The sequence below is a fragment of the Flavobacterium aestivum genome (assembly GCF_026870175.2).
Taxonomy (GTDB): domain Bacteria; phylum Bacteroidota; class Bacteroidia; order Flavobacteriales; family Flavobacteriaceae; genus Flavobacterium; species Flavobacterium aestivum.
This window is the reverse complement of the sequence record NZ_CP113977.2, coordinates 706,820-731,861: the sequence shown is the minus strand read 5'-3', so window position 1 is coordinate 731,861 and position 25,042 is coordinate 706,820. Positions and strand designations below refer to the sequence as shown.

Annotated in this window: 22 protein-coding genes; 15 read left to right on the top strand and 7 right to left on the bottom strand. The window is 35.1% G+C overall.

Features of this window, described 5'->3' with window-relative positions; all coding sequences use genetic code 11:
- Position 1 precedes the first annotated feature (1 nt).
- From OZP08_RS03230 to OZP08_RS03205, 6 genes are all read right to left on the bottom strand, one after another.
- Complete coding sequence (locus tag OZP08_RS03230) at positions 2 to 784, bottom strand: enoyl-CoA hydratase/isomerase family protein (protein WP_268848325.1); 783 nt, start codon at positions 782 to 784, stop codon at positions 2 to 4.
- 9 nt (positions 785 to 793) lie between these two features.
- Positions 794 to 2,209: a sensor histidine kinase gene (locus tag OZP08_RS03225; RefSeq protein WP_268848324.1), complete on the bottom strand. Its 1,416-nt coding sequence runs from the start codon at positions 2,207 to 2,209 to the stop codon at positions 794 to 796.
- Positions 2,210 to 2,268: 59 nt separating this feature from the next.
- Positions 2,269 to 2,823, bottom strand: a complete 555-nt coding sequence (locus tag OZP08_RS03220; RefSeq protein ID WP_268848323.1) for a CopD family protein — start codon at positions 2,821 to 2,823, stop codon at positions 2,269 to 2,271.
- Positions 2,810 to 4,165 (bottom strand): MATE family efflux transporter, encoded by a 1,356-nt coding sequence (locus OZP08_RS03215; RefSeq protein WP_268848322.1) that lies wholly within the window; start codon positions 4,163 to 4,165, stop codon positions 2,810 to 2,812. The genes OZP08_RS03220 and OZP08_RS03215 overlap by 14 nt, the downstream gene beginning before the upstream one ends.
- A 140-nt stretch (positions 4,166 to 4,305) precedes the next feature.
- Positions 4,306 to 5,322: a ferrochelatase gene (gene hemH / locus OZP08_RS03210; protein ID WP_281322971.1), complete on the bottom strand. Its 1,017-nt coding sequence runs from the start codon at positions 5,320 to 5,322 to the stop codon at positions 4,306 to 4,308.
- A gap of 124 nt (positions 5,323 to 5,446) precedes the next feature.
- Complete coding sequence (locus OZP08_RS03205; RefSeq protein WP_268848321.1) at positions 5,447 to 6,319, bottom strand: AraC family transcriptional regulator; 873 nt, start codon at positions 6,317 to 6,319, stop codon at positions 5,447 to 5,449.
- Positions 6,320 to 6,547: 228 nt separating this feature from the next.
- Here OZP08_RS03205 and hemA point away from each other — a divergent pair, with 228 nt between their 5' ends.
- The 14 genes from hemA (at position 6,548) to OZP08_RS03135 (ending at position 19,249) form a co-directional block, all read left to right on the top strand.
- The gene (hemA, locus tag OZP08_RS03200; protein WP_281322970.1) at positions 6,548 to 7,804 is read left to right on the top strand and encodes a glutamyl-tRNA reductase; all 1,257 of its coding nucleotides are present in this window, start codon (positions 6,548 to 6,550) and stop codon (positions 7,802 to 7,804) included.
- A gap of 192 nt (positions 7,805 to 7,996) precedes the next feature.
- Positions 7,997 to 8,401, top strand: coding sequence for a GxxExxY protein (locus OZP08_RS03195; protein WP_281322969.1), 405 nt, complete (start codon positions 7,997 to 7,999; stop codon positions 8,399 to 8,401).
- Positions 8,402 to 8,507: 106 nt separating this feature from the next.
- Positions 8,508 to 9,434 (top strand): hydroxymethylbilane synthase, encoded by a 927-nt coding sequence (hemC, locus tag OZP08_RS03190; protein ID WP_281322968.1) that lies wholly within the window; start codon positions 8,508 to 8,510, stop codon positions 9,432 to 9,434.
- A 209-nt stretch (positions 9,435 to 9,643) separates the two neighbouring features.
- On the top strand, positions 9,644 to 10,306 hold the full coding sequence (locus OZP08_RS03185; RefSeq protein ID WP_268848319.1) for a uroporphyrinogen-III synthase: 663 nt from the start codon (positions 9,644 to 9,646) through the stop codon (positions 10,304 to 10,306).
- 91 nt (positions 10,307 to 10,397) lie between these two features.
- Positions 10,398 to 11,423: a uroporphyrinogen decarboxylase gene (hemE, locus tag OZP08_RS03180; RefSeq protein WP_268848318.1), complete on the top strand. Its 1,026-nt coding sequence runs from the start codon at positions 10,398 to 10,400 to the stop codon at positions 11,421 to 11,423.
- A gap of 91 nt (positions 11,424 to 11,514) precedes the next feature.
- Positions 11,515 to 12,066 (top strand): transposase, encoded by a 552-nt coding sequence (locus OZP08_RS03175; RefSeq protein WP_268848317.1) that lies wholly within the window; start codon positions 11,515 to 11,517, stop codon positions 12,064 to 12,066.
- A gap of 133 nt (positions 12,067 to 12,199) precedes the next feature.
- Positions 12,200 to 12,577 (top strand): hypothetical protein, encoded by a 378-nt coding sequence (locus tag OZP08_RS03170; protein WP_268848316.1) that lies wholly within the window; start codon positions 12,200 to 12,202, stop codon positions 12,575 to 12,577.
- A 74-nt stretch (positions 12,578 to 12,651) separates the two neighbouring features.
- The gene (locus OZP08_RS03165) at positions 12,652 to 13,182 is read left to right on the top strand and encodes a GNAT family N-acetyltransferase (protein ID WP_268848315.1); all 531 of its coding nucleotides are present in this window, start codon (positions 12,652 to 12,654) and stop codon (positions 13,180 to 13,182) included.
- Positions 13,183 to 13,301: 119 nt separating this feature from the next.
- Positions 13,302 to 14,204: an oxygen-dependent coproporphyrinogen oxidase gene (hemF, locus tag OZP08_RS03160; protein WP_281322967.1), complete on the top strand. Its 903-nt coding sequence runs from the start codon at positions 13,302 to 13,304 to the stop codon at positions 14,202 to 14,204.
- Positions 14,195 to 15,139, top strand: a complete 945-nt coding sequence (locus tag OZP08_RS03155) for a DUF4421 family protein (RefSeq protein ID WP_268848314.1) — start codon at positions 14,195 to 14,197, stop codon at positions 15,137 to 15,139. Before hemF ends, OZP08_RS03155 begins: the two co-directional genes overlap by 10 nt.
- Before the next feature lie 40 nt (positions 15,140 to 15,179).
- A complete protein-coding gene (gene hemB, locus OZP08_RS03150; RefSeq protein WP_268848313.1) occupies positions 15,180 to 16,175 on the top strand; it encodes a porphobilinogen synthase in 996 nt (331 codons plus the stop codon).
- 194 nt (positions 16,176 to 16,369) lie between these two features.
- The gene (locus OZP08_RS03145; protein WP_281322966.1) at positions 16,370 to 16,840 is read left to right on the top strand and encodes a methylated-DNA--[protein]-cysteine S-methyltransferase; all 471 of its coding nucleotides are present in this window, start codon (positions 16,370 to 16,372) and stop codon (positions 16,838 to 16,840) included.
- 176 nt (positions 16,841 to 17,016) lie between these two features.
- A complete protein-coding gene (locus OZP08_RS03140) occupies positions 17,017 to 17,730 on the top strand; it encodes a 3'-5' exonuclease (protein ID WP_268848312.1) in 714 nt (237 codons plus the stop codon).
- 79 nt (positions 17,731 to 17,809) lie between these two features.
- Positions 17,810 to 19,249: a nucleoside recognition domain-containing protein gene (locus tag OZP08_RS03135; RefSeq protein ID WP_281322965.1), complete on the top strand. Its 1,440-nt coding sequence runs from the start codon at positions 17,810 to 17,812 to the stop codon at positions 19,247 to 19,249.
- Positions 19,250 to 19,362: 113 nt separating this feature from the next.
- Here the strand turns inward: OZP08_RS03135 and OZP08_RS03130 are convergent, their stop codons facing one another.
- Positions 19,363 to 22,839 (bottom strand): M4 family metallopeptidase, encoded by a 3,477-nt coding sequence (locus OZP08_RS03130; protein WP_281322964.1) that lies wholly within the window; start codon positions 22,837 to 22,839, stop codon positions 19,363 to 19,365.
- A 580-nt stretch (positions 22,840 to 23,419) separates the two neighbouring features.
- On the opposite strand from OZP08_RS03130, the gene OZP08_RS03125 reads away from it, so the two are divergent.
- Positions 23,420 to 25,021 (top strand): fumarate hydratase, encoded by a 1,602-nt coding sequence (locus tag OZP08_RS03125; RefSeq protein ID WP_268848309.1) that lies wholly within the window; start codon positions 23,420 to 23,422, stop codon positions 25,019 to 25,021.
- Positions 25,022 to 25,042 lie beyond the last annotated feature (21 nt).

Genomic DNA, 25,042 nt, shown 5'->3' with positions numbered 1-25,042 from the left:
ATTATTTCCCAGTAAAAACAGCTTTTCTTTTTTCTAAAAACGCTTTGGTACCTTCACTAAAATCTTGGGTTCCAAAACATTTTCCAAAGTTTTTGATTTCGGTTTCATAACCATTTTTACCATCTACAAAATTAGCATTAATCGCTTTGATGGCTCTACCAATGGCAAAAGGAGAGTTTTTTATGATTTTTTGGGCAATACCAGTACAAAATTCTATTAACTCAGCTTGTGGTACTACGTGATTTACCAAACCGTATTGCTTGGCTTCATCGGCAGTAATCATTCCTGCAGTCATTATCAATTCCATTGCACGACCCTTACCAATCAATTGAGGTAAACGTTGTGTTCCTCCATAACCTGGGATAACTCCAAGAGATACTTCCGGAAGCCCCATTTTGGCATTGTCTGAAGCTACTCTAAAATGGCAAGCCATAGCTAATTCTAGTCCACCACCCAAAGCAAAACCATTAACAGCCGCTATAACTGGAGTTTTTAGATTTTCTATGAAATTAAATAGAAGCTCTTGCCCTTGAAAAGCCAGTTGTACACCTTCTTCAATAGTAAAATGAGCAAACTCTGAGATGTCTGCTCCAGCAACAAACGCTTTTTCTCCGCTACCTGTAAGTATGATAGCTTGAATTTCTTTGTTTTTACCCAATACTTTAATGGCTTTATGCAAGTCATTTATCGTTGCAATATTCAAAGCATTTAGTTTGGTTGGTCTATTGATCACAACGGTTGCGATGTTGTTTTCTATTGTAATTAATAAGTTTTCGTAGTTCATTTTGCTGTTTTAAGTGTTAATGATGGGTAGAGTAACCGTAAAAATGGTTCCGCTTCCAAATTTAGTTTCAAAGGTAATCGTTCCTTTGTAGTTTTCGATAATGTTTTTTATAATTCCAAGACCTAAACCCATTCCGCTGTTTTTGGTGGTAAATTTTGGTTCAAATATATTAGCTACATGGTGAGGATCAATTCCGGTTCCGTTATCTTTTATGGCAATTACGACTTCGTTTGCTATTTTTTTTATGGTAACCAATACCATTTTGGTCTCCTGATCTTCCGGAATGGACTGTATAGCATTCTTAACCAAATTGGTAATGATTCTAATAAGTTGCGTACGGTCTATTTTTGAAATGATCTCATTTTCGGAACATTCAAAAACAATATAATCTTCATTAAATATATCTAAGGTAAGTTCTACAACTTCAACAACGTTCAGGACCTCGTTTTGTTGCGCAGGCATAGAAGCAAAATTAGAAAATGCTGAAGCTACTGAACTCATTGTATCTATTTGCTGAATTAATGATTCGGCAAAATCATTCAATTTTTGTTTAATATTAGGGTCTTCAGGACTAAATTTTCGTTGGAAACTTTGTACCGTGAGTCGCATAGGCGTAAGCGGATTCTTGATTTCGTGTGCCACTTGTTTTGCCATTTCTCTCCAAGCTAAGTCTCTTTCGTTTTGGGCCAGTTTTACGGCGTTTCTTTCGAGTTCTTCAATCATCCTATTGTAGGCAATCAATAACATGTTTATTTCTTTAATCTTGGCCGAAAACGGGATTTTTTCGTTTTTTCGATTCAATCTGGTACCGCTCAATTTTTTTGCAAAATCATTGATGGGCTTGGTTACAAAAGAGGATAAAAAATAAGCAAATGCAAAAGCCACAATAATCATAAAGGTGTACACTTGTGCCAAGTGAATCAGGAAATTGTTTAATTCTTTTTCATAATAACCATCATCGGGTATGTTGGGTAAATTGAGAATGCCAATAGGTTTGAATTTTTTGTTCTTTATCAGACTATAGGAAGAGCGATACTTAATGCCATTAATCGTTTTGACGTCAACATATCTTTTGTTGATAGAGGATTGTACTAATCGAAGTATGAATTTCGAAACTGTAGGGGATTGCGACTCTACAGAGAAAGATTCTTTAGACGATTGAAGCAATTTTCCCTCCAGGGAATAAATTCGGATTTCCACATTTTGGATGTCCGACATTTCGTGGATTTTATCCTTAAAAATTAGTTTTATATTTTCATCAATCAGAGGATAGGTTGTGTTTGAAAGGATATAATTGATGTGCTTTTTTACATAAAATTCTATGCCTTCTATCCGTCTTTGATTGTATTCTTTAGCTACACTTTTGTATTGTATTATAGAGATAGTTATGAGCAATATTGAGGTTGCGATGATTAAAACAATCATCGACAGAAAGATTCTAACACGTAATGAAATTAAGGGAATCTTAAAATTTTTAAACATAACTACGATTTATTTCGCTCTCTTATTCTCTTATAAAATTTAAAACCAAGCATGATGGTAATCGAAAACAAAAAGATACCCACGACTCCATAAATCCAATTCACGGCATTTTTTAAAATTACTAAAAAGACAACGGCAAATAGAATGATGGTTGCTCCTTCATTCCACAATCTCATGTAATTTGTGGTGTACTTTACTTCGTCTCTTTGCAATTGATTGAATATTTGCTGGCATTTTAAATGGTATAAATACAGTAAAAAAACAAAACAAAGTTTTACATGCATCCAGGGCATTTGTAACCAAGCATTGCCAATTTCTGTAAAAAACAACATCCAAAAAGCAAAAAAACTGGCCAATATAGCTGATGGCCATGTGATAATGTACCACAAACGGTACGTCATAATTTTATATTGTTTTTGAAGAATCTCTTTTTCTGGAGAAGGCTTATCGGCAGCTTCTATTTGGTACACAAATAATCGAACGATATAGAATAAACCAGCAAACCAAGTAATTACAAAGATGAGGTGTAATGATTTTAAGTAATTATAATACTCCATGGGTTGTTGTCTTTTGTTTGAAATTCATTTCTTTTTTTAGGAAATAACCGGTAACGAGTGTTGATAAAACATCGGCAATTGGAAAAGCAATCCATACTCCAAAAATACCTAAAAAATTTGGTAATAAAAGCACTAAAGGAATTAAGAAAAAGCCTTGTTTGCTTAACGTTAGGAGTAATGCTTTTTTGGCTTTGCCGGCAGCTTGAAAATAAGCAGCCCCGATAAGTTGAATGGCAATAATGGGTGATGCTGCAAAAACCCAGCGCAAGGCTGCTGGCGTTTCGGCAATGACTTTGGGGTCAGTAGTGAAGACAGAGACTATGGAGCGGGCAAAGAATAGTATAATTATAAAAATAATGGTGGCTAGAATGGCTGAATATTTTATAGAAAGAGTAACACTTTCGTGTACTCTTTCAGTATTTTTTGCACCATAATTATAACCAGCAATTGGTAAAAAGCCCTGTGTGATTCCAAGTATAGGGAATAAAGCAAACATTAGCATTCTGCTGATTATTCCGTAAATGGCTATAGAATGTTCACCTCCATAGTTATATAAAGTGTGATTTAATATAATGGCTAATATACTCACAACACCTTGCCTGGAGAAAGTAACAAAACTTAGTTCTACTATTTCTTTTAGTATAGGTAGTTGAAATTTAAAATGTCGAGCTTGTAGTTTCAATTCACTTTCGGTTATAAAAAACCAAAAGACAAACAAAAAACACAAAAAATAAGAAATGGATGTAGCTAGCGCCGCTCCCAAAATACCTAAATTCAAGAACTTTATAAAAATAATGTCTAAAAGAATATTTGCAATTGCAGGAATAATCATGGCGACCATGGCAAATTTTGCTTTTCCTTCAGCTCGGATAATGTTATTCCCCATCATGCAAAGTGCCAAAAAAGGAACACTGATTATGATTGGGATAAAGAATTCTTTGGCGGGTCCCATAATTGTGCCTTTGGCTCCAAAAAGCAACAATATCTGATCGCTAAAAACAAGTCCTAAAACAGAAAAAAGGGTAGACAATAAGAACGTCATCATGATTTGGTTTCCAAACACTTGTTTGGCTTTCTCTTTGTCATTTGCGCCCAAAGCCCTAGAAAGTACAGATCCTCCACCCACACCAATTGCCATTCCTAATGATGAAATTAAGAAGGTAATTGGCAAAACAACAGTTAACGCCGCAATGGCAAGAGAGCCAATCCATTGTCCTACAAATATGGTGTCGACCAAAATGTTGATCGACATGAATAATATACCTATTGAAGAAGGAATCGCTTGTTTGATCAAGAGTTTCTTTATATCCTGTGTGCCTAATTCTACTGAGGTTACGGCCATTTTGATTTGTTTGATTTAAGATTTTCGAATTGAATGTGAATAAACAGATGATTCTTTTTAAATAGAATTAAAAAAGAGAATCGTTACTATTTATTGATCTAAGATATAATATAAATCGGCATTCTAAAATCATAAATCAATTATCCTTTTGCCCAATTGTTAATCCACTTGCTTACTGTGGCACACCATTCGTCATCATCATTCAAACATGGAACGGCCAAGAAATTCTCGCCTCCGTGTTCTTTGAATTGATGGTTGGCTTCCATAGCAATTTCTTCCAGGGTTTCTAAACAATCAGCAACAAATGCAGGAGTTACCACAGCCAAATTCTTAATTCCTTGTTCTGGCATTTTATTCACTTCGACATCTGTATATGGTTCAAGCCATTTGTCTCCCGCCAAGCGCGATTGAAAAGTTTGGCTGTATTTGCCTTCTGGAATTCCTAACGCCTTTACTACTAATCTCGTGGTTTCATAGCATTGGTGACGGTAGCAAAATTCGTGTGCTGGAGATGGAGTGTTGCAACAAGAACCATCAATTTTGCAGTGCGATTTGGTTATATCGGTTTTGCGAATATGACGCTCCGGAAGTCCATGATAAGAGAACAAAAGATGATCGTAATTAAATCCGTTCAAATGTTTTTGAATAGAATCAGATAAGTTCTTGATGTAATCAGGTTTGTTATAAAATGCGGGAACAGAAGAGAATTTCATGTTAGGGAAATGCTTTTTTCTAACTTCTTCTGCCTTATCGATAACGGTAACTGTAGACGACATTGCGTGGTGTGGGTACAAAGGAAAAAGCAATACTTCGGTAACGCCTTTGTCCTGTAATTCCTGAAGACCTGCTTGTAAGGAAGGATTTCCATAACGCATGGCTAAAGCAACAGGAACATTAGCTTGAGGTTTAACTTTTTCGTGCATTCTTTTAGAAAGAACCACTAGAGGAGAACCTTCCTCCCACCATATTTTTGAGTAAGCCGAAGCCGCTTTTTCAGGTCTTTTTCTTAGAATAATACCACGAACCAATAATGCTCTCAATAAATACGGAACATCAATCACGTATTTGTCCATTAAAAATTCATCTAAATAGGGTTTTACATCTTTGGGAGTTGGACTTTCAGGAGAACCTAAATTGATTAATAATACGCCTTTCATTTTTTATTTTTTTTGATGTTTCAAAAGTAGCTAAATGTACTTTTGGATAAATTGATGTTTATTATTTTTTAATTATTGTTGGATATAGAAATTTGATAGCCTTGAATAATCCCTAATACAAGTTTTAGAGATTTGAATTAATAGACATCAAATATTTCTTAGGAGTTGTGGCAAATTTCTTTTTGAATGCCGCTATAAAGTGACTTCCGGTGCTGTAGCCAATTTTCAATCCAACTTCATTTACATTATAAGAGCCGCTGTCTAATAATTTTCGGGCATATTCCATCTTGTAATCAAATAAGAAACCATAGACCGTATCGCCATAAATTTGCTTAAAGCCCATTTTGAGTTTCTTTAGATTCAAACCAATCTCATCTGCCAATTCTTGTAAACCAGGAGGTTCGGCCATGTTGGCGATAATAATGTCTTTGGCTTTTTTGATTTTAAAAACATTGTCTTCGTCAATCAAGAACGGACATTGTTCTGCATTTGGATCTTCTGTTCGGTTAAAATAGAGACTCAATAATTCGTATCCTTTTCCTTTGTAATAAAGGTTTTTGATGGAAGGATGCAGATTGTAATGAAATAATTGACTCAAGACAATTGCCATAGACGGACTTATGTCGTCCTCCTTATAATATTTTTTATCCTTATTGTCGGCACTCAAAAAAGTGATGTAATTGGCTTCGGTCGAAAATAAGGCATGGAATTTTTTGATTGAAATAATCACTGAGATTACCCAGGAATTTGGAGCTAATTCTAAATTTAAGGGTAATTCCTTTTGCGGATTGTATAAAAGCAATGATTTCTCTTCTTTTAACTCCAAAGTATAATTGCCTTGATTGAAAATAAATTTAGCACTTCCTTTTAGCCCAAAATGAAATTGTATCAATCCGCTACTGACTTCATGCTGTGCCTGAAAAGCGGTTTCGGTGTCATTCTGAAAACGAATGAGTGTAAAATCATCTTCAATAATTATAATTTCTTGAGACCCCATAGCGATGTTTTTTTTGTTAAAATATGATAATTGTCAGATTGTTTTATTTAGAATGATTCTTGATAAAACAAGTTTCAACCCTTGATAACACCGCAAAAATAGAGGTTTTTATTCTAAAACAACGATTTAAATTCAAAAAAACATACAACGACACAAAAAGTACTTCTAGCGTTATTTTTATAAAGAGGATAGTAATAAGTTTGTCTAACTTTAAGTTAAAGTGTAATTATGGAAAATCACAGCGTTTCAAAACAACATTATTTCTATTCAATTGGGCTCAGTTATAAAAAAGCAGATGCCGAGATTAGGGGGAAGTTTAGTTTAGATACTCTAGCAAAAACGCGTTTGCTTGAACAAGCTAAAAGCGAAGGAATACAAAGTTTGTTCGTTACTTCTACCTGTAATAGAACAGAGATTTATGGCTATGCAGAGCACCCTTTTCAATTAATAAAACTACTTTGTGAGAACAGTAATGGTACTGTTGAAGATTTTCAGAAGGTAGCTTACGTTTATAAAAATCAAGAAGCAATTTCTCATTTATTTCGAGTAGGAACTGGTTTAGACAGTCAAATCTTGGGTGATTTTGAAATCATCAGCCAAATAAGAAATGGTTTTGCTGAGGCCAAAGCAATGGGATTAGCGAATGCATTCATGGAGCGATTGGTGAATGCGGTAATACAATCCAGCAAAAAAATCAAAAATGAAACCGAAATTAGTTCAGGAGCCACTTCGGTATCTTTTGCATCGGTTCAATACATTATCAAGAACGTTCCAGATATAGGAAACAAGAATATTTTACTTTTTGGAACAGGTAAAATCGGAAGAAATACCTGTGAGAATTTAGTAAAACACACCAAAAACGAGCACATCACTTTAATTAACAGAACCAAAGACAAAGCTGAGAAATTGGCTGGAAAGTTGAATCTGATTGTTAAAGATTACTCAGAATTGCATCTTGAATTGCAAAAAGCTGATGTGGTTGTAGTGGCTACTGGAGCTCAAAATCCAACGATAGACAAAGCTATCCTGAATTTGAAAAAGCCAATGTTGATTTTGGATTTGTCAATTCCAAAAAATGTCAATGAAAACGTAAAAGATTTAGAGGGAGTTACCTTAATTCACATGGATCATTTGTCGCAAATGACAGATGAAACATTAGAAAACAGAAAAACACATATTCCTGCTGCCGAGGCTATCATCGAAGAAATAAAAGATGAATTCATAGCTTGGACCAAAGTAAGGAAGTTTGCCCCTACAATCAATGCCTTGAAAGATAAGCTAAACGCGATTAAAACTTCGGAATTGGATTTTCAAAGCAAAAAAATTTCCAACTTCAATGAAGAACAAGCCGAAATTATCAGCTCTAGAATCATCCAAAAAATTACAACCCATTTTGCCAATCATCTAAAAAATGAAGATACTATGGTAGATGAAAGTATTGATTGGATAGAAAAAGTTTTTCAAATAGAAACGGTTACAAAGTAGTTTAACCATTAGACATTTAATTAAAAAAATTGAACCATTAAGATATTAAGAAAGTTAAGTTTTGATGGCCAAAAAAATGAACTATTAAGAGATTGAGATAAATTAACTTTTGTATTTATAAAAGTAGGCTTAATAATCTTAATATCTTAATGGTAAAAATTATCTTAATGGTAGAAAAACAAAAAATGTTCTATGACAAAAAAAGAGGTTACACAATTAGCTTATGAAATTACAGGTTTTGCTATAAAAGTGCATAAAGCTTTAGGACCTGGACTTTTAGAAAGCATTTATGAGCAATGCCTTAAATATGAATTAGAACAAAACGGATACGATGTTAAACAACAATTAGTTGTTAAAATAGACTATTACAACCTTGAATTAGAATCTGATTTAAGAATTGATTTACTTGTGAATGACTGTGTAGTTGTTGAATTGAAAGCGATAGAAAACCTTTTGCCAATTCACGAAGCACAATTACTAACATATATGAAATTGTTACAAAGACCTCAAGGATTATTGATTAATTTTAACACTTTAAACATAACAAAATCAATGAAACCACTTGTAAATGAATTTTTTTCAAGGTTAATTGATTAAAGAATTAAACCATTAAGAGATTAAGAAAATTAAGTTTTATACTTAATGAACCTAAATATTCAACACGAAGCTTAATTCTCTTAATGCCTTAATGGTGAAAACAAAAATGGTAGAAAAAACAATAAGAATAGGAACCCGTGATAGCGAACTCGCACTATGGCAAGCCCACACGGTAGAAAAAAAACTAAACGATTTAGGGTATAAAACCGAAATCATTGCTGTAAAATCACAAGGCGACATTATTCTCAACAAACCCCTTTATGAACTGGGAATTACAGGAATTTTTACAAAAACGCTCGACATTGCCATGATTAATGGTCAAGTAGATATTGCTGTGCATTCTATGAAAGATGTTCCAACGGCTTTGCCAATAGGAATTGTTCAGGCAGCCGTTTTGGAAAGAGCCAATACCTTAGATATTTTAGTGCATAAAGGAAATCTTGATTTTCTAAATGAATCCGGAACCATTGCAACAGGAAGTTTGCGTCGTCAGGCTCAATGGTGGAATAAATACCCCAATCATACTGTAGTCGATTTGCGCGGAAACGTAAATACCAGAATGCAAAAACTACAAGAAAATGATTGGAATGGAGCCGTATTTGCTGCAGCGGGACTAGAACGCATCAACCTAAAACCCGAAAATTATATAGACTTAGATTGGATGATACCAGCACCTGCACAAGGAGCAATGGTTGTTGTGGCTATGGCAGATGATGATTTTTGTAGAGACGCAGTTGGACAATTAAATGATATAGAAACCGAAGTGTGCACTCATATCGAAAGACAATTCCTAAGAACCTTAGAGGGCGGTTGCACGGCACCAATTGGAGCTTTGGCAAAGTATAACGAAATCGAAGATACTATTGAGTTCAAGGGAGTTTTATTTTCTATTGACGGAAAACAGAAAATTGAAGTAAACAAAGTCGTTCCTATTGAAGATTGGAAAAAGTTAGGTTATAATTCGGCTCAAGAAATATTCGAAAACGGAGGAACTCAATTGATGGCAACAATAAAAGAGAGTTTAAAAAAATAAGAAGCGAAGAAATTGGTATTTTTGGTAAAATAGATTTCCGATATCATTACAAATCTTTCTAAGCTCATTTATAGAAACGAGATGAAGAAAGATTTTCTTTTCGAATGAAATTCACTGGACTTTGATGAAAATAAAGATACAGCGAAGTAATCGGGGCTAAAACAAAAATAATTGGCTTTTTCAGAATGATTTAAAAAACAAAATAGCAAATGAGCAAAATCCACATATTATCCACCAAGATTCTTTCTCCTATTCAAAAGCAAGAATTGATAAAAGCGGATTTTGAAGTAACAGAAGCCGATTTCATCAAAACTGAAAGCAAGAAAATTGAGCTTAAAGAAGTCAATGAGAATTTGATCTTTACCAGTCAAAATGCCGTTCACAGTGTTTTTCAGCACACAGATTTAGAGAAATTAAAGTCTAAAAACGTTTTTTGTGTAGGTCTCAAAACCAAAATATTATTGTCTGAAGCAGGATTCAATGTGGTAGCTTATACCGGATATGCATCAGATTTGGCAGAAATAATCACGCTGATTTACGGTTCTGAAAGTTTTACCTTTTTTAGTGGTAATTTACGCCGTGAGACTTTACCCGTTGCGCTAAAAGAAGCAGGAGTGAAGTTTAATGAAATCAAAGCTTATGAAACGACTTTGACTCCACATAAGATGAAGACTAAAACCGATGCAATCTTGTTTTTTAGCCCATCTGGAGTAAAAAGTTATCTAAAAGAGAATACAATCAAGAACGAGAACTGTTTTTGCATAGGAGAAACAACCGCAAGTGCATTAGATAAAATAACAAAAAACATCATCGTGGCAGACCAACCCAGTGTTGAAGAAGTGATTGATGATGTAATAGCAGAATATAAATAGAAAAAAGCTTTAGGCAGTAAGCCTAAGCAAAAGAATTATAGATAAACAAAACGCTTAAAGCCCAATGCTTAAAGCCTAAAGAAAGAAAACAATGCTAAAGAACGATTTATTTTTAAAAGCTTTAAAAGGAGAAACAGTACAACGCCCACCGGTTTGGATGATGCGTCAAGCCGGAAGATATTTGCCTGAATTTAGAGCTTTGCGTGACAAATACGATTTTTTTACCCGTTGCGAAACTCCAGAATTGGCTGCCGAAATTACCGTGCAACCTATTCGTAGAATTGCTCCGGATGCAGCTATTTTGTTCTCGGATATTTTAGTAGTGCCAAGAGCAATGGGAATTCACGTAGAATTGAAAGATAATTTGGGACCAATAATTCCAAATCCAATACGTACCATGGAACAAGTAAATCAGGTTTTTGTTCCAAATATTCAGGAAACCTTGGGTTATGTAATGGATGCGGTAAAATTGACCAAAGAAATGCTGAATGATGAGGTGCCATTAATTGGTTTTGCAGGTTCACCTTGGACTATTTTCTGTTATGCAGTAGAAGGAAAAGGATCGAAAAGTTTTGATACTGCCAAAGGGTTTTGTTTTTCAAACCCAGTAGCTGCACACACTTTATTGCAAAAAATTACCGACACAACGATTTTATATTTAAAAGAAAAAGTAAAAGCAGGAGTAAATGCAGTTCAGATTTTTGATTCTTGGGGAGGAATGCTTTCACCAACAGATTATCAGGAATTCTCATGGAAATACATTAACCAAATCATTGAAGCATTAGCGGAAATTACACCGGTAATTGTTTTCGGAAAAGGATGTTGGTTTGCTCTTAACGAAATGGGAAAAAGCAAGGCATCAGCTTTGGGTGTAGATTGGACATGTACACCTAGAAATGCTCGTTATTTGTCTGGAGGGAACGTAACTTTACAAGGAAATTTTGATCCTTCAAGATTGCTTTCGCCAATTCCGACCATCAAGAAAATGGTACACGAAATGATTGACGAATTTGGAAAAGACAAATACATAGTAAATTTAGGTCACGGAATTTTACCAAATATTCCAGTAGATCACGCCAAAGCATTTATTGATGCGGTGAAGGAATACGGAAACTAATAAGCAATTTCGGTTTGTATTGTATATCCTGCAAGGTTTTTTGAACCTTGTAGGTGTGTTAGAAAACGTTATTTCAAAAGAATGAGTGTTTATGAAATTAGAAGTTTTAGAAAAAGAGGGTTATTATCATATTTATAACAGAGGTATAAATAAGTGTTTAATTTTCGAAAATGATGAAAACAAAAACTTCTTTTTGAAACAACTTTCAAAATATTTATCAGGTAAAATCTCAATATTTGCATATTGTTTAATGGATAATCATTTTCATTTGGTTATTCGATTGAATGAAGAGGAAAAAATAGTAACACAGGCATTTTCTAATTTTTTTAATTCTTATGCGAAAGCTTTTAATAAAGAAAGTGATAGGACAGGGAGTTTATTTGAAAAGCATTTCAAGAGAATAAGACTCAATGATGAAGAGTATTTGAAGCAATTGATACAGTATGTGCATTTGAATCCGAAGCATCATTTGGATTTAAAATTTGAGAATTATAAGTATTCATCCTATCCGGCTTTCATCTCAAATAAAGAAACAAAAATTGAAAGAGAAGAAGTTTTAAAATTATTTGGAGGTCTAGAAAATTTCATTTTTTGCCACATTCAAAGAAATGATTTTTTGACGGAAAAATATACTTTTGAATAAATTATTGGGAGTATGTATCTCTCCCAGATTTTTTCAAATCTTGAAGTTATGATATAAAAGGATAGCACAAAAGTGATACCTACAAGGTTTTTTAAAACCTTGCAGGATAAATAAATAACAGTAATAATAAAATATGCTAAACAAAGGCTTAAGAGACCAAGAAAGTATTCGGATTGACAACATGCTCAAAAAGCTGATGTCATTGGTTTATGTGCCTAAGTTTTGGAATTTAGAAGATCTTCTTTACCTAGAAAATGAGTTAAAAGATTTGGCGATGAATGTCGAGAGTCTAGGGGAATTTAAAGAAGATGAATTGATTACCCATTTGGAACGCCTACATTTTGATTGGAATCAGTTCGAATTATTTGCCGATTTTTTAGTCGCTTTTTCAAAAGGAAGTCAATTTGATTTTTCACAAAAAGCCATTGCCATTTACAATTATATTCAACAGGAAAGCAAGACGTTTTCGTTTGGAATAAGTGCAAAAATTGCCAATGCAAAAATAAATTAAAACAAATCCTCAGCTCAGCTCTCTAGGTAATTTATCTGGTTTGCAGGAGAGTTAAAGGGAGAATAAAAAACATAATGCATTATATAAACTCATTCCATATTGCCCTACTGGATGACAACGACGCAAAAAATCTGAATGAATTAATGGTTTCAAATGCCGAAAGATTCAAAAGATATTTTCCTCAAACATTATCTAGTAATCTGACTTTAGAAGATTCAGCAAACTATATTAATATTAAAACATCAGAGCTGCAATCTAACATTTGTTATACGTTTGCCATAAAAGAAAAAGAAACTGAAAACATAGCGGGTCTGATTGCTATCAAAAAAGTTGATTTTGAAACGCGACAAGCAGAATTGGCTTATGGTATTGGTGCTGAATATGAAGGGAAGGGTTTAGTTACTTTTGCTGTCAAAGAAGTTTCAAACTTTGCATTCAATGAGCTGAATTTGAACACCCTTCAAATTATATCGCATAAAACGAATTTGGGGAGTGTAAAGGTGGCCGTAAAATCTGGGTTTGTTTGGCAAAGAACCTTGCCAAATGAGTTTACGCCAACGGATGAACTTCCAATAGATATGGAATTATATGAACTAACGAAATGAGCATTGCCTAAAATCAGTCCTAAGCATTAATGTAGTTATGCGACTCGAGTCCCGATAATTATCGGGACGAATAGGTGAAGCAATTACATATGACCAATGAAAAATAATATTATCTCCTTATGAAAGAACAATTTTTCTCTTATATACAAAACCTTCAAGACCAAATCTGTAAAGGATTAGAAAACGTGGATGGTCAAGCCAAATTTCGTGAAGACCTTTGGGATCGTCCAGAAGGAGGAGGAGGGCGTACCCGTGTTATTGAAAATGGGGCCGTTTTTGAAAAAGGTGGTGTTAATATTTCGGCAGTACACGGGAAATTGCCTGAAACGATGCAAAAAATGTTCAATGTAGGCGAAGCAGATTTTTTTGCCTGCGGTTTGAGTTTGGTTTTGCATCCCAAAAGTCCAATGGTACCAACAGTTCATGCCAATTGGCGTTATTTCGAAATGTACGATGATAACGGAAAAGTGATTCAGCAATGGTTTGGAGGCGGACAGGATTTAACGCCTTATTATCTATTTGAAGAAGATGCCGTTCATTTTCATCAAACCTGTAAAACGGCTTGTGACAAACACAATCAGGAGTTTTACCCAAAGTATAAAAAACAATGCGATGCCTATTTTTGGAACGCGCATCGTAATGAAGCTAGAGGAATTGGCGGATTATTCTTTGATTATTGCAAAGCAAATGACGCTATGAGTATGCAAGATTGGTATAATTTTGTTACTGAAGTGGGAAATAGTTTTCTGGAAGCCTACGTTCCAATAGTCGAAAGAAGAAAAAACTTGACTTACACACCTGAGAACAGAACTTGGCAGGAAATTCGTCGAGGACGTTATGTAGAATTCAACTTAGTACACGATAAAGGCACTTTATTTGGGCTAAAAACCAACGGAAGGATAGAAAGTATCCTGATGAGCTTACCGCCGCATGTACAGTGGGTATATGATCATCATCCAGAGGCAGGAAGCCAAGAAGAAAAGTTATTGAAAGTATTAGAAAATCAGAAAGAATGGTTGTAAAAACGTTTTGTTTGATTTTGATTGGTGGGATTCTTGGCTGTTTTGCCCAAGAAAAGACAACCCCCAATTCGTATTTCAAAACGTATGATGACAAAGTAATAGCCAGCTTGTATTATTTGGATGTTTCTAATGCTTTTCAGATTGTTGGTTCGAATACAGATGGGACAAAAAGAGTACTTGATCTGATTCCTAACCGAAGAGAGCAAATAGGAGCAAGTGTTTCATTTAAAATGGCTGATTTTTCATTTGGATTTTCACCTCGTTTTTTTGATGCTAACAAAGACAATGGAGATTCAAAATTATTTAATTTGAGCACACGGTTTATTCATAAAAAATGGATGCAAACACTTAGTTTTATTAATCAAAAAGGATTTTATGTCAATGATGGACCAGTAACAGTTCCTTTGCCAAATCTGAGATCTACCAAAATAGGAGGTGTTACTTCCTATATTTTCAATCCCAATTTTTCGTTTAAAACAATAGCAAATCAAAAAGAATGGCAAACTAAAAGTTCGGGTAGTTTTATTCCAAGTTTTTCATTTTTTTACACCAATCTTGATCTGAATGACGGAAGTCAAAACCCAGAAAGTGATTTCTTTGAAATGACATTATCTCCGTCATATTATTATAATTTTGTAATTAACAACAGGATTTTGCTATCGGCAGGATTAGGGATAGGAGGAGGAATTAGTGATATGGATGGAGAAGTTTCGGGTATTTATAATTCTAGCGGGAGTTTAAAGCTGGGTTATAATACCAATTCGTTCTTTTCATTTGTTAACGTAAATTACATTGCATTTGTGCAAGACAGTGACACTAGAGTACAATTGAATGATGCTGTTGGCACTTTAAATTTTACGGTAGGCTATCGTTTTGATCCTCCCCAAAAAGTAAAAGAAGTATTTGAAACCGTTCATCAAAAAACGGGATTTTAATAGCTTAAATATAAATCTGAAATCTAAAATAAAAAATTATATGTTCCCATTACACAGAAACCGCCGTTTAAGAGTTAACGAATCGATTCGTAGTTTGGTTCGTGAAACGACTTTGAGTCCAACTGATTTTATGTTTCCAATGTTTATTGCAGAGGGAGAAAACGTAAAGGTTGAAATACCATCTATGCCGGGAATCTTTCGCCGTTCGATTGATTTAACGGTAGCTGAGGTCAAAGAAATATATGCTTTAGGAATACGTGCAGTCAATATTTACGTAAAAGTAAGCGAAGACCTAAAAGACAATACAGGTGCAGAAGCTTGGAATCCAAACGGATTGATGCAACAAGCTATTCGAGCTATCAAAACAGCTTGTCCAGAGATGGTTGTAATGCCGGATGTGGCTTTAGACCCATATTCTATTTATGGTCACGATGGAATTATTGCCAATGGCGATGTAGAAAATGATTCTACAGTAGAAGCTTTGGTAAAAATGGCAGTTTCACATGCCGAGGCTGGGGCCGATTTTGTAGCACCATCTGACATGATGGACGGACGTGTGCTACGTTTGCGTGAAGGATTAGACGCTGCAGGATTTCACCATGTAGGGATTATGAGCTATTCTGCTAAGTATGCATCAGCATTTTACGGACCTTTCCGAGATGCTCTAGACAGTGCACCAAGAGAGGCTGATGTTGCCGTTCCTAAAGACAAAAAAACATATCAAATGGATTATGCCAACCGTATCGAAGCCATCAAAGAAGCCTTATCTGATGTAGAAGAAGGAGCGGATATGGTAATGGTAAAACCAGGAATTGCCTATTTAGATATCGTTCGCGAAGTAAAAAATGCAGTAAATGTTCCAGTAACGGTTTTTCATGTATCTGGTGAATACGCCATGATCAAAGCCGCAGCCGAAAGAGGTTGGTTGGATAATGACAAAATTATGATGGAGCAATTAATGTGTATCAAAAGAGCGGGTGCAAGCTTGATTTCGACTTATTTTGCCAAAGAAGCCGCTATACTTTTAAATAAATAATTTTCAGGAGCTAATCCCGTTATCCGCTATATCTTTATGTTTTTAAAGGAAAAACATAAAGGATGCCGCTACTACCGGGGCTAAAAAACAAAACCATTTGTGTAAGCGAATGGTTTTTTTATTTTCATCCTTTCTAAATTCTTTGAGAACTTTGCAATAACTTTGAGAACTTATAGTCAAATCTACTTAAAATCATGGAAACAGCTTACATCAAAACACCTTTGGGAATTGCCGCAATTACAGGCGATGAAAATGGAATATCTGAAATTTCTGTTTTAGATGAAGGAACAGTTTCGGTAGAAATTCCAATTGTTTTACAAGAAGCAGTTTTGCAACTCAATGATTATTTCGAAAAGAAAAGAACTCATTTTGATTTCAAACTCAATCCTAAAGGAACAGAATTTCAACAAAAAGTATGGAAAACATTACTAGAGATTCCGTATGGGAAAACCAGATCATATTTAGAACAGTCAAAAATTTTAGGAGATGTAAAAGCCATTCGTGCTGTAGCTTCTGCGAATGGGAAAAATCCGCTTTGGATAGTTGTCCCTTGTCATAGAGTCATTGGAACAAATGGTTCACTCACGGGCTACGCAGGAGGATTATGGCGAAAAAAATGGTTGCTCGAACATGAAAATCCCACCACACAACAAAGTTTATTTTAGTTTAGACTTATTTAGATTGTTAGATTTTTGGACTTCTTAGATTAGAATTATTTACAAGTCTACTTTCTTAAAACGGGATTATCTTAGATTTTTTAGATAAATTAGTTTTTTGAATTAGTTAGCAATTTCTAAACTGTTCGAAAAATCTAACAATCCAATAATCCAAAATCTATCTGATGATTGAAAAAATAAACCTCAATAATATACTATTCCTCGATATAGAAACCGTTCCGGAAGAAGAAAACTACAATTCACTTGATACTGAAATGCAATCGCTTTGGGAGCAAAAAACGTTATACCAACGCAAAGACGAGTTTTCAGGAGAGGAATTTTACGATCGTGCCGGAATTTGGGCTGAGTTCGGAAAAATCATTTGTATATCAGTTGGGTATTTTACCATTAAGGGAGATATCCGAAATTTTAGGGTGACTTCCTTTTTTGGAGAGGAAAAGAAAATCCTAAATGATTTTAATAATTTGCTGAACAATCATTTCAATCAACCACAACATGTTTTGTGTGGGCATAATGCCAAAGAATTTGATATTCCGTTTCTAGCCCGTCGAATGATTATCAATCAAATAGCAATTCCTAACAAGCTGAATTTATTTGGCAAAAAGCCATGGGAGATTCCACATTTGGATACTTTAGAGTTATGGAAATTTGGTGACTACAAACACTTCACATCGCTGAAGCTAATGTGTAAAGTACTCGGGATCCCATCGTCAAAAGGCGATATTGATGGTAGTCAGGTGGGGCACGTTTTTTATGTAGAAAAAAATATTGATCGTATCATCACCTATTGCGAGAAAGATACCATCGCCGTAGCGCAAATTTTCCTCCGCCTCAGACGGGAAGATTTATTGATAGAGGAAGAGATTATTCATGTTTAGACTTTATAAGACCTAACAGGTTTTTAAAACCTGTTAGGTCTTTTCTTTTAAATAATTATATTTACAAAAATTATAAATTATGGTATTAAGTAGATTTTGGTTGGTTATTTTCATTTCTTCAATTGTATTTGTTGTTGTCAGTTTATTTACGGGAAACAGTTACACCATTGATTATACCTTGAATGGGAAAAAAGACGATCCAATTTTACTGTCCGAAAAATATATTCATCAGGTTCCTGCTTTTATCAAGGATAGTATCAAGAAAGCACCAGATCAAACCATGATTATCAATCGTGATACGCTAAATGCTGACACGACTTACGTTTATAAAAACAAAACCGTAAAAATTTTCAGTGGAGTTCAAAAATCAGATGGTTTGTTGCCAACCTGCAAAAGCACTTTGGTAGATTTGATTTTACCACTTATTGCTTATCTGGCATTTTTCTGCGGCTTGATGGAGTTATTAATCATATCCGGAGCTTCTGAAAGATTAGCCAAAGTATTAAGTCCGGTATTTGTGAAAGTGTTTCCAAGCATTCCCAAAAATCACCCTTCGATTTCTTATATGACCTTAAACTTTGCTGCCAATTTCTTGGGATTGGATTCAGCCGCAACACCATTTGGGTTAAAAGCGATGGAGAGTTTACAAGAAATAAATCCCGAAAAAGACAAGGCGAGTGATGCCCAAATTATGTTTATGTGTTTGCACGCATCTGGGCTAACATTAATCGCAACTTCTATTATTGGTTATCGTGCAGCGGCTAATGCCACCAATCCTGCCGATGTAATGTTGCCTTGTATAATCACTTCGTTTATTGGCACAATTGCCGCTTTCCTTATTGTTGGAATCAAACAAAAAATTAATTTCAAAAGCGCTTCTTTGGTTGTATCCTTGATGGCACTGATTGCAGCGATAGTTGGTTTGTTGATGTATGTAAACCATTTGGATTTAATAGGTAAAAATTATTTTACTTCGAATCTATCGGCTTTGATATTGGTAGTGATTATTGTTGCTACTTTAATCTTATCCTTTGTAAAAGAAAAGAAATTTGCAGAGGCAAAGACTACCGTTTTTGAAGCTTTCGTGTCGGGAGCCAATAATGGTGTAAAAACCGGAGTAACTATTTTTCCATATGTTTTGGGAATGTTAGTTGCCATTTCTTTATTTAGAAACAGCGGTTTATTTGAAATTATCAGTAACTGGATTGCTTATGCTTTCTCTAATATGGGAGTAAACAAAGAAATTACCGATGCCTTACCAGTGGCAATGCTTAGACCTTTTAGTTCAGCGGGATCAAGAGGATTTTTGATCGATTCGATGAATACTTTTGGAGCCGATTCTTTGACGGGAAGATTGAGTAGTATTTTTCAATGTAGTGCAGAAAGTACTTTTTATGTGATTGCCGTTTACTTTGGTTCAGTTAATATAAAAAATACCCGTTACGCTTTAGGAACTATGCTTTTGGTGGATTTAATCTGTGTGATTACCGCTATTTTTGTGGCGAGTTGGTTTTTTTAAAACAAGACCCATTTTGAAGTAAGCTTATTTTGTATCGATTTGTTCGGAAGCGATATAGTATTATAAAAAAGCCTCGCAATTTGCGAGGCTTTTCATTTGGTTAGTAAGGGAGATTATTCTTTAACCAATTTCTTAGTCATTGTTTTTTGACCATCATTTACTTCAATAATGTAAGTACCGGCACTTAATTTACTAACATTGATGTCGTTTTCAGATAATTTACCTGAACCAACCTGCTGTCCTAAGTAATTAAAGATTCTGTATGAAACTACTCTGCTGTCAGCCATTTTAATGCTAACGGAATTGATAGTAGGGTTAGGATATACGGAATAATCAAAGATGTTATTTTCATCACCTAATTCTTTAGTACCAGCAATGTTAAACCCTGTTATTGGTGAACCACCAATATTTACTGTATAATCCTCAACTTCTCCATAGGTGAAAGTTTCACAGGCTGTTGCTGCAGCTCCGTATTTCATTGAAACTCTCATTCTTGTTGGTCCAGCCAATGCTGTTGTTGGAACTGTAAACGTATATGAAAGGTTAGAACTAAGAGATGATGATCCAGCTACCATTTGCTCAGAAGTTTCGAAAGTTCCATTTTTATTAAAATCAATCCAAACTCTCCAATATTCTGTGTAGGCAGAACCTGAAAATCCAGTACTCAATACTATTGTGTTTGTACCATAAGGAAGATTACCGGTTTGGCTTGTGAAATCTCCATAGCCTCCGTTACCGGCTGTTGTATTTGCAATACCACCAATGGCAACATAGTCAATAAATTCATCGGCTACACTATTTCCTTTAGAAGTACAGTAAGTAACTGCAGTTCCAGTTGTAGTTACATTTGCCACATTACTAGATGCAGAAACATTACCGGCAGCATCTTTTGCAACTACATAAAAAGTATAAGCAGTACTTGCTGTCAAACCTGTAACGGCATATGTAGTTCCTGTAACGGTAGATTTTAAAGTTGTTCCTTGGTATACGTCATAGCCAGTTACACCTACATTGTCTGTAGATGCTGTCCAAGATAGATTTGTTGTAGTTGCAGTAGTTCCAGAAGCAGCAAGGCTTGTAGGAGCTGTTGGCGCTTGGGTATCGGTTGTTCCAGTAGCAAGGTTAACAGTGTAATCTTCTACTTCTCCATAAGAAAAAGCTTCACAAGGAGTTGGTACGCCATTATATTTCATAGATACCCTCATTCTAGTTGTGCTAGCAGTTGCAGATGTTGGAACTGTGAAAGAACCAGTAGCTGGTGTTGTAGTTGAAGCGGCTTTGCTCCACACTAATTCACCTGCATCATCAAAATCTTTATCATCGTTTAAATCAATCCAAACTGCATAACCTTCAGCATAAGAAGTTCCAGTCCATGTTGGTGTAATAGTGATTGTTGAAGCGCTACCTTTTGTTAGATTAGTAGAAATAGAAGTATAATCACTATAACCTGTACCTCCTGTAGACGTATTATTGATAGTGCCTAATTGTACTTTTCCGATATATTCATCAGTTACACTATTCCCTTTAGAAGCACAGTAAGCTGCTGTAGCTGGTCCAGTTGTTACAGAAACCGCATTACTGCTTTGAGATAGATTTCCAGCAGCATCTTTAGCTTTTACGGTAAAAGTATAAGCTGTGCTAGCTGTTAATCCAGTAACAGTATAAGTCAATCCAGTAGCGGTGGTTACTAAAGTTGCCCCATTATAAACATTATATCCAGTTACAGCCACGTTGTCTGTTGCTGCTGTCCAAGATAAATTTGTAGAAGTTGAGGTTGTTCCTGCTGCTGCTAAATTTGCAGGTGCTGTTGGTGCAGTTGTGTCGTTAGAATAAGCTGCTCCAACTCCCACGGCATAGAAAGCGTTAGTAGTGGCAATTACTTCTGGAGAACCTGCTCCGTAAAGATCAATTGCAGACTGGATTCCATAAGTTCTGGCATTAGCATAAGTAGAGTTTGCCGATAAATACACACTTTCTAAACGAAATGCAATTTTTGCAGCTTTGTCTATTGTAATACCAGTAACACTATAAGAACTTCCAATGTCATTTGTTCCTGTTTTACCTACACTCAAAATGTAAAACCAGTGATTTAGTACCCCACTATTTGTATGTACTCCGCAGTAGTCATTGGTTTGTGATGGCGTACAGCTTACAGATTTCCAATTTGTTCCTCCATAAGTATCAGGTTGTCCTTCTGACTTTGGATTACTCATTGATCGTAATGAAGCGTGTCCTGCTCTTCTTTCAATATCTTCTCCAACTAACCAGGTAGATTTTGTTGGAGCGGCATAATACTCGATACAAGCTCCCCAAATATCTGAGAAACCTTCGTTCATGGCACCAGATTCTTTTTGATATACCAGATTAGCCGTTTTTTCACATACGGCATGACCAATTTCATGACCAGCAACATCTATTGAGGTCAGTATGTCAAAATAAGTACCGCTTCCGTCGCCATAGGTCATTACGCTTCCGTTCCAGTAGGCGTTATCATATGCATTGTCATAGTGAACATAACTTTTGATGGCTGCACCAGCATTATCAAAACTGTTTCTGCCGTGAACAGTAGACCAGTAATCGTACGTTTTTTCGGCTCCCCAATGAGCGTCAAGTGCACCATTATCCTTGTTTGTGTTGTTATATTCAGCTGCGGTCCAATTATTGTCAGCATCAGTAAAATTTACTGCAGCGCTATAGTTGGTTCCCTTTTTCATATTTACCGTTAAGACCCCATTTCCTCTGGTATTGTCTGATAAAATATAAGAGGAACCACTCAATAAAGTTTGAATAGTTTGTGTCCCGCTATAACGAGTTGCAGCATTGGCGGCAACAAATACTGTTTTTGTATTTTGGGTAGCTTTTTGAGTATCTACAGCAGTAGTTTTTGAGCTGCTATGAGCATATTCTCCAAGATGTTTTATGGTTGCATTGTAAAATAAAACCGCTCCGGAATTGGCATCAATATACATATCACCACGACTCACAGGATTTGTGGCATAAATATCAAATTTATAGGCTAACCGAACTACATCTGTTGTTCTTTTCGTTCCTTGTTCTTCCATAGATGGGAGAAGAACTAACTCTCCTTTCGGTTTTTGATAGCCCATTTGTGAAGCCTCTTGAGGATTATCCCAAAGATATTCTTTAGCACCTGTACGGCTTATCGCTATGTTAAGAGCATCTTGAGGAGAGATCGAAGCTGTCGTTTTTACATTTTTCATATTGTAAAACTCACCATTCATCGATTCTAATTTTTCGCTCTTAGAGTGTAAAGTATAAGTTGCAAATTCGACTTTTAAACCTTGTTGGTACAATTGAAATCTTTCATGAGTATATCCTTTTGCATCAGTTTCGGTTTTAATTTTCGAAAAAGATTGATTCTCATTTAGATTCAATTGCTCTTTAAGTGCCTTTTTGGAATCTGAGGCTTTGTAGGTTGATTTGTCATTAAAGGTAATTGAACTCGGAGTGCCATTGTCAGATAAATTTTTCTGGCTAATTCCCTTGTCTGTTTTTTGTGCAAATGCCGACAAAGAGAATATCGATGTCGCAAATGTCAGTGCAATGATTTTCGGTAATTTTTTTTTCATTTTGGTTGGTTTTGGTTGGTTAATAAATAATTTTTGTTTTTACAACAAAAGCAAATGTATTTGTTGTGAAAAAACTAATAGCACGTATTAATACCTGTTTTATGGTCGTTATTTTCGTTGAATTTGTTTGTAAACTGCTTATTTGCAGTAAGTTTTGAAAGATTAGAAGCGGAAATCTTAGGAATATAGAGGGGTAAACTAGGTATGCATAGCATTGTATTTTTTTATAACAAAATGTAATGTTTTTGTTATAAAAACATTAAATCATTGTAAAGGTGTCTAATCTGTAGTTACGCTTTTTGATATTTTTACAAATGTGTTACTAATTGGTATTTAGTTTTTTATGAAATAATGATGATTATTTTGGGATATAAAATTTTTATTTTAATGATCATGTAGGAAATGAAAGTAGGAAAAAGATGGAGTTTTGAGTTATAATTTTATTTGTATATTTCAAAATGGGTCTTTTGTCATGATTATTTAATGATTTTGGATAATTTAAATGAGGAAGCTGGTATAAATGAGCTATGGTTCTTTGAACAATTCTTATATTTACGCCATCAAAAATCAATTATAAATTATGGACTTTATATACCAGGATCCTTATCCTATCTTAAAAGACGATACCCAATACCGTAAAATCACTTCTGATTTTGTAAATGTTGAAAAATTTGGCGATAGAGAAATCTTGACTGTTGATCCAAAAGGATTGGAATTATTGGCTCAAGAAGCTCTAAAAGATGTTTCTTTTATGTTGCGTACTTCACATTTAGAAAAGCTAAAAGCAATTCTGGATGATCCAGAAGCGACAGATAATGACCGTTTTGTGGCTTATAATTTATTACAAAATGCTGTAGTGGCTATCGATGGAGAGTTGCCTTCTTGTCAGGATACCGGAACGGCTATCGTAATGGCCAAAAAAGGAGAAAACGTATATACTGGAGCTGATGATGCCGAATGGTTATCAAAAGGGATTTTTAATACTTATCAAGAAAGAAACCTTCGTTATTCTCAAATTGTGCCTATTAGCATGTTTGAGGAGAAAAATTCAGGGTCTAATCTTCCTGCTCAGATTGATATCTATGCAAAAAAAGGAGCTTCATATGATTTCTTATTTTTAGCCAAAGGAGGAGGATCTGCCAATAAAACGTATTTATACCAGCAAACAAAATCGTTATTGAACGAAAAATCACTGGATGCTTTTATTCGTGCCAAAATAATGGATTTGGGAACTTCGGCTTGTCCGCCATATCACTTAGCTTTAGTGATTGGAGGAACTTCTGCAGAAGCGAACTTAAGTGCCGTTAAAAAAGCTTCGGCAGGTTATTTTGATAATTTGCCTACTTCTGGAAACATGGCAGGTCAGGCTTTCAGAGATTTGGAGTGGGAAAAAAGAGTACAGTTAATCTGCCAGGAAAGCCATATTGGAGCACAATTTGGAGGTAAATATTTCACCCACGATGTTCGAGTGATTCGTTTGTCACGCCACGCTGCTTCTTGTCCGGTAGGATTAGGTGTTTCTTGTTCTGCCGATAGAAACATCAAAGGTAAAATTACTAAAGATGGTATTTTCGTTGAGCAATTAGAAAAGGATCCAAAACGATTATTGCCAGAAACAGCACCGCATTTAGAACCAGCCATAGAAATAGATTTAAACAGACCAATGTCTGAGATCTTGGCAGAATTGTCTAAATACCCAATCAAAACTCGTCTAAAACTGAACGGAACTTTGATAGTGGCCCGTGATATTGCTCACGCAAAAATCAAGGAATTATTAGACGCTGGGAAACCAATGCCAGAGTATTTTAAAAACCATCCGATCTATTATGCAGGACCGGCAAAAACACCAGAAGGAATGCCTTCGGGAAGTTTTGGACCAACAACTGCTGGTAGAATGGACGTTTATGTAGAAGAGTTCCAAAAAAATGGTGGAAGTATGGTGATGCTAGCCAAAGGAAATAGAACCAAAGATGTAATGAATGCTTGTAAAACCTATGGAGGATTCTATTTGGGATCTATTGGAGGTCCGGCAGCAATCTTGGCCAAAGAGAATATTCTATCAGTTGAGGTTGTGGATTTTGAAGAATTAGGGATGGAAGCCGTTCGTAAAATCACCATTAAAGACTTCCCAGCTTTTATCATTACTGATGATAAAGGGAATGATTTCTTCGAAAATCTTTAATAGAACAATTCATTTATAAAT